Here is a 13,821-nt window from a genome sequence, read left to right as displayed (position 1 = left end):
GATCATTATTTTGAAGGTGACAGTCAAAATAATAAAAGTATTGTTGAAATTTTTAGTTTAAAAAAGGATGTTGTATTAAAGAGTAAGGAAATTGTAAAATTATTAAATGAATGTAATTATAAGATGTTTCATTTTGCATGGTCAGGCATGATAAATTTTAACTTTATATTTCAAAAAAAAATAAAATTTATAAATGAATTTTTATGGGAAGATCATTTGTTTGGTATAAGCTTGTTAATTTACGCCAATTTTTTTTATCTAATGAATACAAAGCAATATCATTATCGTATTAGACAAGGTAGTATATGTAATTCAGTGACATTGTATCCATATATTACATATTTGGAAAAAATGTTTAATACACCTATAGAAGCTAGAAAATATTATGAACGATGCAGTTGGCTTATTGTATCTAGACAGATTATTGAAGAGATTCTTAATTTAAAAAAAAATAACTTGAAACAGCTGATGATTGAATGCTTCTTTGAGTATTATATAGATAGATCACAACAGTTTATGTTTTGCAATAAAGATCCACTGTGTATGTATAATAATATGCTTATATACAATAGTAGAAATTTAGTAGAAACATTTAAAAATGCAGATAAATATACTTTGTTTTGTTTTATATCTCAAAATTATATTAAAGTAAATAAATTAAATTACGATGTTGTAAAAAGTAATGAAAAATTACAATATTATAATAAACAAATTAAAAATTTAAATACAAATTTAGATAATAAAAATCAAATATTAAATTCTAAAATATCTAAAATATTGAGTTTAAAACAGGAGCTTGTTGAAAAAAAAAATATTATTGAGAATCAAAATAGCGACATAAAATCAAAAAATTATTTATTAAATTTTTATTCTAAACATGGTGCAGCCAAAACAAGAATTCAAAATCAACTTTCTTATAAATTAGGTCAAGCTATGATAATAAATTCAAAATCTATACTAGGTTATATAAGAATGCCTTTTGTATTATCTTATATAAAAGATAAACACAAACAAGAACAAAAAATCTATCAAGAAAAAATAAAAAAAGATCCTTCTTTGAAACTACCCCCTTTAGAATCTTATCCTGATTATAAAGAAGCCTTAAAACTTAAAAATCATCTTTCTTATAAACTAGGACAAGCTCTTATACAAGCTAATAAAACTTGGTATAAGGGTGGGTATGTTAAGATGTGGTTTGAGATTAAAATGATAAAAAAGGAAAACAAATGAAAGAAAAGCTGTTTATATCTGTAAGAGATGATGGGGTTGCAACAAGACTGCTTTCTATGTTAAATGCTTTTTATTTGGCTGATAAATTTCAAACAATAAATTCGATGAAGTTTTTTTGGAATAGTAATTTGGTATTATTTGATAAATACTATATTAATAATGATCAAAGAAATTTTGAAAATTCTAATATTATAGGGCAAAGCGTTGGACCGGTAGAGCTGATTTTTAGTGATACATTTATCAAAAGGCATTATTTAAATAATACTAATAATTATACGACTAATATTCCTTATTTGAAAAATTATGATTATCCCGAAGATACTCTAGATCTCCTACGATTTGGATTTAATAAAACATATAAATGTTTTTCAGAAGAAATTGTTGATAAGAAAAATATATATGTCCATCAACATAATTTATCAAGTCAGCTTAATGGAATTGATATAGATTTACAATATAAAAATAAATTAAGAGAATTATGGAGATATATTGATTTTAAGGATAATTTAAAGCAATGTATGCAAGATGCGGATAAAAAAAGTAAGAATTTAGGTGAATTTACTGTAGTTCATGTGCGTAGTGGAGACGTTATCTATACTTACTCAAATGCTAGAAAATTTAATTTAGAAGGCATATATCATGCAACTGCTTTGGAATTAGCTATGGGTATTATAAAAGAACAAAAGAATGATAAGGTAATTATAGTTGGTGATGATATAACCTCTACACAAATTCTCAAGAGGCAGTTAAAAAGTGATAATATTTTTCATATTTCAGAATTTAGATCAGAGGATAATCTTTCTAATCTTGAATTGCTTCTTTTTGATTTAATATTTATGTCTAATTCAAAAAAAATTTTTGGAACACATAGTGCTTTGGTTACACTATCTTCAATTATTGGTTTCAAAATAAATATGACCAATAATTACCATGTTTTTAATAAAAAACAGCAATATGACATTTTCAGGCAATATCATAAATATTTTGATAATGCCCATAATTCGCAAAAAGCATTTTCTCTTTTTCATATGTATTTGTTGGGAAAAGATATCAATGATGGTTATGATATTTTGAGAGGATACTTGAAAAAAGCATTGATCTTAGATCCTGATAATGATAAGTATAGGATTCACCTTGTGAGTCTTTTGTTTAGATATAATAAACTTAAACTGATTGAAAGGTATTTGGCTATAGTGTTTAAAAAAAGAAAAAAAGATTTTATGGATACCTTTCTTTCTGTAAGTTGGAGTGGTTATGTGTATCGTGATTTGTTTTGTGATTATGTAGAATTTTTCCAAAATAAAAATTATTTAAATATTAATGTTATTGCTATAGAAATCATAAAACTAAGGATGTTTGGAGTGTATTTGGTGAAACAACACTTGTCTTTTAAAATTGGAAATTGTATTTTGCAATCGAAAAGCCCATTGCAAATTCTGAAATTACCTATTAAACTTGTTGATGTGATTGTTGAATATCAAAACAACAAAAATATTATTCAAGAAATAAAACTTAAAGAATGTGAAGATTATAATGCTGCTTTGAGAATAAAAAATTACTTTTCGTATAGATTAGGTAAAATTATTATAAAAGGTTTTAAAAATTGGTATAAAGGAGAAGTATTGTTAATACCTCTTAAGATATATAATTTGAGAAAGCAATATAAAAAAGGAAAATAATGGCGATAGAATTTGATATACAAGAATCAAAAATTTTAAAAGGAGTATATATTAATAACTCCTAATAAATTTAGAGATTTACGAGGAGAGATATGGACAGCTTTTACAAGTGAAGCAATAGACAAGTTTTTGCCAGATAATCTTCAATTTATACATGATAAATTTATTCACTCTAGACACAATGTCATAAGAGGTATACATGGGGATCATAAACATATAAACTAGCTACTTGTGTTTATGGAGAAATATACCAAGTTGTGGTTGATTGCAGGCAAGATTCACCTACTTATTTAAAACATGAAAAATTTATAATAAATCAAGATAACCAAAAAATTATCTTAGTTCCAGCTGGATTTGGAAATGCACATTATGTAAGTAGCGAAAGTGCAGTATATTATTATAAATGTGCGTATAAAGGAGAATATGTGGATGCAAATGAACAATTCACTTATGCTTGGAACGATGAGAGAATAGGAGTTGATTGGCCGACTAGTTCTCCGATTCTTTTAGAAAGGGATATTTTAGTTAAAAATAAGGAGTGATTTATGAAAAAAAATGATAAAATTTATATAGCTGGTCATAGAGGGTTGGTTGGTTCTGCTATTTTGAGAAAATTAAAAGATAATGGCTATGAGAATTTAATTTACAAAACACATTCTGAATTAGATCTAACTGATCAAAATGCTGTTAAGATTTTTTTTGAAAAAGAAAAGCCGAATTTTGTTTTTTTATGCGCGGCTAGACTTGGTGGCATAGAAGCACATAAACAATTTAGGGCTGAATTTATTTATGATAATTTACAAATTCAAAATAATGTAATTCATCAATCATATATAAATAATGTAAAAAAACTTTTATTTATCAGTAGTACGAGTGTCTATCCAGAGCATGCTTTGCTACCCATAAAAGAAGAATATTTGTTAAGTGGAAAGTTGCAATATCTACATGAACCTTATGCTATAGCTAAAATAGCTGGTATGAAGATGTGCGAGGCTTATTCTGCTAGATACAATACGAATTTTATTTCTGTGTGTCCTACAACTTTATATGGATCAAATGATAATTTTGATATTGAAAGTGCTAATGTTGTTGCGGCTTTAATGAGAAAAATACATTTAGCCAAATTATTAAATGAAAAAAGATATGATTTAATTTTAAAAGATTTAGAATTTGATGATATTGATAAAGCCAAAAACTATTTAGATATTTTAGGTGTGAAAGAAAATTCTATAGAAATTTGGGGAAGCGGTAACCCAAAGAGAGAATTTTTATACAGTGATGATTTGGCTAATGCTTGTATTCATATAATGCAAAATATTAATATAGAGGATATAAAGATAATAGATAAATATAATCTACATATTAATATTGGCCCTGAAAGAAATCATTCAATTAAAGAGCTAGCGCATTTATTAAAAACAGTTATCCAGTATAAGGGTGATTTTAGATATAATTTAAACAAACCCGATGGTACATATGAAAAATTAACTTGTTGTGATAAAATTAAACAAATGGATTGGCAAGCTTATACAAAATTAGAAGATGGGTTAAGAGCAACATTTCATTGGTATAAAAATAATAAAGGATTAATATGAAAAAAATAGCATTAATTACAGGTTTTACGGGTCAAGTTGGCTCGCAAATGGCAGATTACTTACTGGAAAATACAGATTATGATGTTATAGGCATGATGCGTTGGCAAGAACCTATGGATAATATCCATCATCTAAGTGATAGGATCAATAAAAAAGATAGAATTAGCATTTTTTATGCTGATTTGAATGATTATTCAAGTATTCAAAAGCTTTTTGAGAGCAAAAGACCGGATGTGATCTTTCATTTGGCTGCACAGTCTTACCCAAAAACCTCTTTTGATATACCTATAGAAACCTTACAAACTAATATCATAGGCACAGCAAATATTTTAGAAAATATTAGATTATTAAAAGCTAAAGATGGCTATGATCCTGTGGTGCATGTGTGCTCTTCTAGTGAAGTTTATGGTAGAGCAAAAGCAGGTGTTAAGCTAAATGAAGATACAACTTTTCATGGTGCAAGTCCTTATAGTATAAGTAAAATCGGTACGGATTATTTGGGAAGATTTTATGGTGAGGCTTATGGCATAAAAACTTATGTTACTAGGATGGGAACTCATAGTGGGCCAAGACGCTCTGATGTATTTTTTGAAAGTACGGTTGCAAAACAAATCGCATTGATTGAAGCAGGTTATCAAGAGTCTATTATCAAAGTAGGAAATTTATCAAGTGTAAGAACTTTTCAAGATGCCAGAGATGCGATAAGGGCTTATTATTTGCTTTCATTGGAAAGTGAAAAAGGAAAAGTTCCTTGTGGCGAGGCTTTTAATATAGCAGGTGAAGAAGCTTTTAAACTTCCTGAGGTTATTGATATACTTTTGAGTTTTTCTACAAGAAAGGATATCAAAGTAGAACAAGATGAAGAGAGGTTGCGTCCTATTGATGCAGATTATCAAATGTTTGATAATACTAAAATCAAAAGCTATATCAACTGGAAACCAGAAATTCCAGCTAGACAGATGTTTGAAGATTTACTAAATCATTGGAGAAAAGAAATTTCCATGGGTAGAATCCCACTTAATAGGTAACAATTATGATAATTCGTTCACAAACGCCATTGCGTTTAGGTTTAGCCGGTGGGGGTACTGATATAAATTTATACTGTGATCAATATACAGGTTATGTTTTAAATGCGACTATATCTTTATATGTACATTGTACTTTAATAGAAAGAGATGATGGAAAAATCATTTTTGATTCATCAGATACAAATGTAAAAGTAGAGTATAAAAGCAAAGATTTTTTAGAAAATGATGGTAAGTTAGATCTTTATAAAGCAATTTACAATCGTTTAGTAAAAGACTATGTTAAAAAACCTTTGAGTTTTTCTTTGCATACTTATTCAGATGTACCAAGTGGTAGTGGACTTGGTGGTAGCTCTACTTTGGTGGTGGGTATTATTAAAGCATTTGCTGAGTGGCTAAATTTACCTTTAGGTGAGTATGAGATTGCGCGTTTAGCTTATGAGATTGAACGAGAGGATATGGCTATAGTGGGTGGTGCACAAGATCAATACGCTGCAACTTTTGGTGGGTTTAACTTTATGGAATTTTATGATCAAAAAAGAGTGATAGTTAACCCTTTACGCATTAAAAATTGGATAGCAAGCGAGCTTGAGGCTAGAGTTTTGCTTTATTTTACAAATATCACTAGAGAAGCTAAGGATATAGAAGAGCATAAGAAAGGAAAGCTAGGAGATGAAAATTCTCTTAATGCTATGCATGCGATAAAACAAGATGCGCTAGATATGAAAGAAGCATTATTTAGAGCTGACTTTGATAAAATAGCTCAAATCCTAGGTAGGTCATGGCAATCAAAAAAGATCATTTCCGATATAGTAAGTAATGATGAGCTTGAAAGAATTTATCATTTAGCCATGGAAAATGGTGCCTATAGTGGTAAAACAAGTGGAGCTGGTGCTGGAGGGTTTATGTTTTTTATGGTTGATCCTATAAAAAAATATAAACTTAAAAAAATTCTAAATGAACAACAAGGATATGTGCAAGAGTTCTACTTCACTAAAGAAGGAGCAAAATCGTGGAAAATTTAAATTTATATATAAAATCTCATTTTAGTGATTCAATTGATATTAAAACTAAGATTTTAAATGATAATGATATGATTGGTTTAATTAAAGAAGTATCTTTAAAAGTGATCAATGCTTATAAAAATGGCAATAAAACTTTACTAGCAGGTAATGGAGGAAGTGCAGCCGATGCACAGCATATAGCTGGGGAGTTTGTGAGTAGATTTTACTTTGATAGACCTGGTATTGCAAGTATTGCTTTAAGTACTGATACGAGTATTTTAACAGCCATTGGCAATGACTATGGTTATGAAAATTTATTTGCAAGACAGGTGCAAGCCCAAGGTGTGAATGGGGATGTATTTATAGGAATTTCTACAAGTGGAAATAGCAAAAATATCTTAAAAGCTTTAGAAATTTGTAAAGAAAAAGGAATTTTAAGCATAGGTTTAACCGGGGCTAGTGGCGGTGCTATGAATGAGTTTTGTGATTATTGTATCAAAGTGCCATCATCTTGTACACCAAGAATTCAAGAAGCACATATTTTGATAGGACATATCATCTGTGCTATAGTAGAAGAAGAGCTTTTTGGCAAGGGGTTTGATTGCAAGCTATAGTTTTAGCAGGAGGTCTTGGCACAAGGTTAAAAAGCGTAGTGCAAGATCTTCCAAAGCCTATGGCACCTATTAATGGAAAGCCATTTTTAGCCTTTGTTTTAGAGTATTTAAAAAAACAAGGAATTACTGAGGTTATTTTAAGTGTTTCGTATAAATACGAACTCATTCAAGAGTGTTTTAAAGATGAATTTGATGGTATGAAAATACGCTATAACATTGAAAAAGAACTTTTGGGTACGGGTGGAGCTATAAAAGATGCTTTGAAATTTATACAAAATCAAGCTTATGTTTTAAATGGCGATACTATTTTTGATATTGATCTAAAAAAACTTGTTTTAAATGATAGTAAAATTTGCATCGCACTAAAACAAATGCAAAATTTTGATAGATATGGCACTGTAAATGTTGATGATCAAGGTATTGTAATTTCTTTTGAAGAAAAAGTATTTAAAAAGCAAGGTTTAATCAATGGCGGTATATACTTGCTAAAAAAAGATATTTTTGATGAATTTGATTTGGAGAAAAAATTTTCTTTTGAAGAATTTTTGCAAAAAAAATATAAAACATTAAAAATACAAACCCAAATTTTTGATGATTATTTTATTGATATTGGGATACCTGAGGATTATTATTCATTTAGTGTTAAAAGATGACCCATTTAGAATATTTAGAATCAGAGTCTATTCATATTATCCGTGAAGTGATAGCTGAGTTTGAAAAACCAGCTATGCTTTATAGTATAGGTAAAGATAGTTCGGTTATGCTTCATCTTTTACAAAAAGCATTTTACCCAAGCTTACCTCCACTTCCTTTGGTGCATGTAGATACCACATGGAAATTTAAAGAGATGATAGAATTTAGAGACAAACGCGCCAAAGAGCTTGGTATGGAGCTTATAGTCTATCAAAATCCTAAAATCAAAGAATTAAATCTTTCTCCATTTACACATGGCTCTTCTATGCATACAGATATTGCTAAAACACAAGGTTTAAAACAAATGCTTGATTTGTATCAATTTGATGCGGTATTTGGTGGTGCAAGAAGAGATGAAGAAAAATCGCGCGCAAAGGAAAGAATTTATTCTTTTCGTGATGAAAATCACTCATGGGATCCAAAAAATCAACGCCCAGAATTATGGGATATTTACAACGGTCGTCATAAAAAAGGTGAATCCATAAGAGTTTTCCCGCTTAGTAATTGGACTGAGCTTGATATATGGCAGTATATTTACAAAGAAAATATTCCTTTGCCAAGTCTTTATTTTGCTAAAAAGCGACCGGTAGTAGAATACATGGGGGCTAAAATTTTAGTTGACGATGAGCGTATGCCAAAAGAACTTGCTAAAAACGCTAAAGAAGAATTAGTCCGTTTTAGAACCCTAGGTTGCTACCCGCTAACAGGAGCTATAAATTCAAGCGCTAGCAATGTCTTAGAAATCATCGAAGAACTTTTACTTTCTAAAACAAGTGAAAGACAAGGTAGGCTTATAGACACTGATGAAGAAGCAAGTATGGAAAAAAAGAAAAAAGAGGGGTATTTTTAATGAAAACAAATGTAGAAAAATACCTAAAAGAACATGAAAATAAAGAACTTTGTAGATTTATCACTTGTGGTAGTGTAGATGATGGCAAATCAACCCTTATAGGTAGAATGCTTTATGATGCAAAAATGCTTTTTGAAGATCAAATTTTATCTTTAGAAAAAGATAGCAAAAAGCTTGGCAATGCAGGAGAAAAGCTTGATTTTGCACTTTTAGTAGATGGTCTTGCAAGCGAGAGAGAGCAAGGTATAACTATAGATGTAGCATATAGATTTTTCACAAGTGAAAAAAGAAAATTCATCATAGCAGATACCCCAGGCCATGAGCAATACACTAGAAATATGGCAACAGGTGCTAGTACGGCTGATATTGCTATCATACTTATAGATGCAAGAAAAGGGGTTTTAACTCAAACTAAAAGACATTCTTACATAGCGAGTTTGCTTGGTATAAGGCAATTTATTATTGCTGTGAATAAAATGGATTTGATTGATTATAATCAAGAAATTTTTAATACAATCTGTAAAAATTATCAAGAAATTCTACCATACTTAAAAAATCATGAGTGTATTAAAACCCACTTTGTTCCTATATGTGCATTAGATGGAGACAACATAGCTTCTAAAAGCATTAATATGCCTTGGTATAGTGGAAAAACCTTATCTGAGCTTTTAGATACTTTGCCTATTGCTACTAGTTTAAGCGATGAGTTTATCATGAGTGTACAATATGTCAATCGCCCTCATTTAAATTTTAGAGGTTTTTGTGGAAATATTGCTAGTGGTAGTATAAATATCAAAGATGAAGTTGTGATTTTACCTTCTTTAAAAACAAGCAAAATAAAACAAATCATCACACCTAGTATTAAAAGCCTAAATATACCTGATAAAAATGAAAAGGTTCAAAGTGCTAAAAATGTTAGCTTTCCAAGTGCTATAACTTTAACTTTAGAAGATGAGATAGACATTTCAAGAGGCGATGTAATAGCTTCTAAAAATCATAGTATAGAAATTTCAAATTCTTTTAAAGCTATGGTGATATGGATGAGTGAGGTTAAATTTAATTTAAATGAAAATTATCTTATCAAAATAGCAAATTTAACTACTAATGTAGTATTTGAAAAAATTGATTTTAAAAAAGACATTAATACTTTCAAAGAATTTCAAAGCGATGAATTAAAACTCAATGATATTGCTAAATGCACCTTAAAGCTTAATAAAAAAACAGCCCTTAAAGCTTACAAGGACAATAAAATTTTAGGAAGTTTTATCATCATAGATAAATACTCAAATGAAACCTTAGCAGCGGGTATGGTAGAAGAAATTTTAGCAAGCGAAGAAAAGAGTAGAATTTATACTCAAGCAGAAATAGAACTTAATGCTTACATTAGAAAAAACTATCCTGAATGGGAATGTAAAAAAATATGAAAATTATTGTTGCATTAAGTATTTTAATTTTGCTTATTTTGTTAATTAGCAATAAAATTAAACCTTTTATTTTATTTGGTAGTGTAGCTGTGCTTTATTATCTTTTGGGGTATTTAAATTTAAATACTTGGCTTAGCTCCTACACGAGTGAATCTTTGATAGTGCTTGTTTTGCTTTTGTTAGTTTCACTAGCTATAGAAAAAAGCGTTGTGATAAGTTGGTGTTCTAAATTCATCATAGGTAAAAATTATCATCTATCACTTTTAAAACTTGGAGTTGTTACAGCTAGTATTTCAGCTTTTTTAAATAATACTGCAGTAGTGGCGAGTTTTATGAGTATTATAAAAAATAACAAATTTCAAGCTCCTTCTAAACTACTCATCCCTCTTTCATATTTTTCCATAGTTGGCGGAACTATGACTTTGATAGGCACTTCAACTAATTTGATAGTCAATTCTTTTGTAGTGCAAAATGGTTTGGAAGGTTTAAAGATTTTTGATTTTTTTGCGGTGGGTTTTTGTATAAGTGTTGGTGTGCTTATAGTGCTTTTGATTTTTAGCTTTTTACTACCTGAGTATAAAGAAAGAGAAAATATCATTAATGAGTATTTAATCAACGCTAAGGTTTTAAAAAATAGCTCATTAGCGGGAAAAACTATACAAGAAAATGGCTTAAGAAATTTAGAGTTTTTGTTTTTACTTGAAATTCAAAGAAAAGATGAGCTTATTACTCCTGTTAGTCATAATGAGCTTATTAAAGAAGGAGATGAGTTAGTTTTTAGTGGAGATATTGCACATTTAGAGGCTTTGAAAAAATTTGATGGCTTGCAAATTGGCTCACAAGATTTGAAATTAGAAACATTAAATTTAATAGATGTTGTTATAAATTCTGAGTCAAATTTGATAGGAAAAAGCGTTAAAGAAGCAAATTTTAGAGCTAAATTTGATGCAGGGATTGTAGCCTTAAAAAGAGGCTCAAAAAATATTTCAAAAATTGGCCAAAGTTTATTACAAGTTGGAGATAGGCTTATTTTAAGTGTAGGTAAGGACTTTCACTCAAGAGATAATATCAATAAAAACTTTTACATTATCTCAAATATTATGCAAAATCAAAAGTTAAGTAATATCCAAAGTTTTATAGTGATTTTTGTGTTTTTAGCCATCATTGCTTTATCTGCTTTGGAGTTAGTGTCTTTGCTTAAAGCGTTGCTAGTGTTTCTAGCTTGCTTGTTTATATTCAAAATCATAAGTTTTGATGAAGTAAAAAGACGCTTTCCTTTGGAAATTTTTATCATAGTAGGATCTTCTTTAGCCATTACTAAAGTTTTAGTTGATAGTGGTTTAGCTAAAGATTTGGCTGAATTTGTTATAGGAACTTTTGGAGTGTATGGATTATATGGTAGTTTTGTGGGAATTTATCTTCTAACTTTGCTTTTAACTGAAATCATTACTAATAACGCTGCCGCAGCTTTGGCTTTTCCTGTCGCTTATAGTACTGCTTTAGCGCTTGAAGTTAATCCAACTCCGTTTATATTAGCGGTTGCTTATGGGGCAAGTTGTGCTTTTTTAATGCCGCATGGTTATCAAACTCACTTGATGGTAGGTTCAATTTGTGGGTATAAAACTACTGATTTTATAAAAATAGGATGGATAGTTTCTTTGACTTATTCAGCTATTGTTTTAACTATAATTCCGGTATTTTTTAGTTTTTAAGGAAAAAAATGAGCAAAAATTTAACTTGGCATACAAGTAGCATTACAAAAACTCAAAGAGCTAAACTTAAAAATCAAAAACCATATGTTTTATGGTTTAGTGGGCTTAGTGGTAGTGGCAAATCTACTTTGGCTAATGCGGTTGAAAAAAAACTTTTTGAGCAAGGTTTTCATACTTATCTTTTAGATGGAGATAATGTGCGTCATGGACTTAATAAAGATTTGGGCTTTGATGAGGCTTCAAGAGTAGAAAACATAAGACGCATAGGAGAAGTATGTAAGCTTTTTATAGATGCTGGTATGATAGTACTTTGCGCTTTTATATCGCCTTTTGAAAAAGATAGAAAGCTTATAAAAGATCTTTTAGATAATGAATATATAGAAATATTTGTTGATACACCTTTGGAAATTTGTGAAAAAAGAGATCCAAAAGGACTTTATAAAAAAGCAAGAAACGGAGAGATTAAAAATTTCACAGGTATAGACAGTCCTTATGAAAAACCTAAAAACCCACATATACACATAACAAAAGAAGATCTTAATGAGAATGTGGATATGATTTTAAGATTTTTAGATGGGAAAGTGTAAATGACTGCTTATGTGCATATAGGAACTATGAAAACAGGGACTTCAAGTATACAGAATTTTTTATATTTAAATCGTAGTTTACTACAAAAGCAAAACTATTATTATCCCATTAGTATAAAAAATACCGGTAGATTAAATGATCATAATCCTTTTGCACATAAATTTAATACTTTGTTAAATAAGATAGATGATTTGAAAATACTTTCTAGAGAGTTGAAGTATTTAAGTAATGAAATTAAGATGTGTAGTTATAATAAGATTATTATTTCTATGGAAAATATACAATGGTTATTGAATTCTCAACAAAAAATAAAATATTTTTATGATTTCCTAATGTGTATTTTTGATAATATAAAAATCATTATATATTTAAGAGATATTGCTGAATTATTTACATCTATGTGTTCACAAGCTATTAAAGACAATACTCATTTAGATTATCATTTTTTATATCCTTATCAAAATGAAAAATCAAAAATTTTGAGCAATTATCGACAAATACTACAATGGTGGGGAGGGGTTTTTGACAAAGAAAATTTAATCGTAAGACTATTTGACAGAAATGAATTTTACCAAGGAGATTTGTTAAAAGACTTTGTTTATAATATAGGTTTACAATGGGATGATAAATTTCAAATTCCAATAAAAGAAAATGAAACTTTGGATTTAATAGGATTTGAGCTTTTATGTAGGATTAATAGGCTAAATCCTTTTATGTATAAAAGTAGATATTTTGATGTAGTTGAATATTTTGATAGAAATTGCACAAATGGAAATCAATATCCCCATCTCAAATTCCAACCTCCAAAAGAAATAATACAATCTTATATAGATTATTTTGAAGAATCCAATGAATGGGTAAGAAAAGAATTCTTTCCTCACAAAGAAAGATTATTTCCTAAAAAAGATTTAAGTAATTATAAAGAAAATTACGAACTCAAAGAAATGAAGCCAGAATATTGGGATAAAATAGCTGAATTTATAGCTGATATCGTTTCAAGTAAAAATCAAACTATTCAAGATAATTTAACTCAAATTCAGTTATTAAATAATCAATTGTCATTTCAAACTAAGTACGGCACAGCTAAAACAAGAATTCAAAATCAACTCTCCTATAAACTAGGTCAAGCTATGATAGTAAATTCTAAATCTATATTAGGTTACTTAATAATGCCTATGGCATTATTAAGTATAATAATTTCACACAAACAAGAACAAAAAATCTATCAAGAAAAAATAAAAAAAGATCCTTCTTTGAAACTACCTCCTTTAGAATCTTATCCTGATTATAAAGAAGCCTTAAAACTTAAAAATCATCTTTCTTATAAACTAGGACAAGCTCTTATACAAGCTAATAAAACTTGGTATAAGGGTGGGTATGTTAAGATGTTGTTTGAAATTAGGAAAG

11 protein-coding genes and 2 pseudogenes are annotated in these 13,821 nt (G+C 28.9%); all 13 read left to right on the top strand.

Annotation, left to right across the window (positions count from 1 at the left end):
- On the top strand, positions 1-1,230 hold a 1,230-nt coding region (locus L8Y18_RS08095), incomplete at its 5' end, for a hypothetical protein (protein WP_263676632.1).
- Positions 1,227-2,909, top strand: coding sequence for a hypothetical protein (locus L8Y18_RS08090; protein ID WP_173787133.1), 1,683 nt, complete (start codon positions 1,227-1,229; stop codon positions 2,907-2,909). The genes L8Y18_RS08095 and L8Y18_RS08090, both read left to right, overlap by 4 nt.
- Positions 2,909-3,451 (top strand): annotated as a pseudogene (locus L8Y18_RS08085) (dTDP-4-dehydrorhamnose 3,5-epimerase family protein). Before L8Y18_RS08090 ends, L8Y18_RS08085 begins: the two are co-directional and overlap by 1 nt.
- A gap of 3 nt (positions 3,452-3,454) precedes the next feature.
- Complete coding sequence (locus L8Y18_RS08080; protein WP_263676631.1) at positions 3,455-4,504, top strand: GDP-L-fucose synthase family protein; 1,050 nt, start codon at positions 3,455-3,457, stop codon at positions 4,502-4,504.
- Complete coding sequence (locus L8Y18_RS08075) at positions 4,501-5,532, top strand: GDP-mannose 4,6-dehydratase (RefSeq protein ID WP_263673495.1); 1,032 nt, start codon at positions 4,501-4,503, stop codon at positions 5,530-5,532. The genes L8Y18_RS08080 and L8Y18_RS08075 overlap by 4 nt, the downstream gene beginning before the upstream one ends.
- 2 nt (positions 5,533-5,534) lie before the next feature.
- On the top strand, positions 5,535-6,554 hold the full coding sequence (locus L8Y18_RS08070; protein ID WP_263673499.1) for a dehydrogenase: 1,020 nt from the start codon (positions 5,535-5,537) through the stop codon (positions 6,552-6,554).
- Entirely contained in the window at positions 6,542-7,147 is a 606-nt protein-coding gene (locus L8Y18_RS08065) for a D-sedoheptulose 7-phosphate isomerase (RefSeq protein ID WP_263676630.1), read from the top strand. Before L8Y18_RS08070 ends, L8Y18_RS08065 begins: the two co-directional genes overlap by 13 nt.
- Entirely contained in the window at positions 7,135-7,800 is a 666-nt protein-coding gene (locus tag L8Y18_RS08060) for a nucleotidyltransferase family protein (RefSeq protein WP_263676629.1), read from the top strand. Before L8Y18_RS08065 ends, L8Y18_RS08060 begins: the two co-directional genes overlap by 13 nt.
- Positions 7,797-8,690, top strand: a complete 894-nt coding sequence (cysD, locus tag L8Y18_RS08055) for a sulfate adenylyltransferase subunit CysD (RefSeq protein ID WP_144653614.1) — start codon at positions 7,797-7,799, stop codon at positions 8,688-8,690. The genes L8Y18_RS08060 and cysD overlap by 4 nt, the downstream gene beginning before the upstream one ends.
- A complete protein-coding gene (gene cysN / locus L8Y18_RS08050; protein ID WP_263676628.1) occupies positions 8,690-10,114 on the top strand; it encodes a sulfate adenylyltransferase subunit CysN in 1,425 nt (474 codons plus the stop codon). The genes cysD and cysN overlap by 1 nt, the downstream gene beginning before the upstream one ends.
- Entirely contained in the window at positions 10,111-11,826 is a 1,716-nt protein-coding gene (locus L8Y18_RS08045) for an SLC13 family permease (RefSeq protein WP_263669406.1), read from the top strand. Before cysN ends, L8Y18_RS08045 begins: the two co-directional genes overlap by 4 nt.
- An 8-nt stretch (positions 11,827-11,834) precedes the next feature.
- A complete protein-coding gene (gene cysC / locus L8Y18_RS08040) occupies positions 11,835-12,413 on the top strand; it encodes an adenylyl-sulfate kinase (RefSeq protein ID WP_173787140.1) in 579 nt (192 codons plus the stop codon).
- A pseudogene (locus L8Y18_RS08035) lies at positions 12,414-13,821 on the top strand (hypothetical protein); the annotation flags it as partial.

It is taken from the genome of Campylobacter sp. CNRCH_2007_0968H (assembly GCF_025773245.1).
GTDB classification, from domain to species: Bacteria; Campylobacterota; Campylobacteria; order Campylobacterales; family Campylobacteraceae; genus Campylobacter_D; species Campylobacter_D lari_D.
This window is presented reverse-complemented; position numbering and strand designations above follow the sequence as displayed.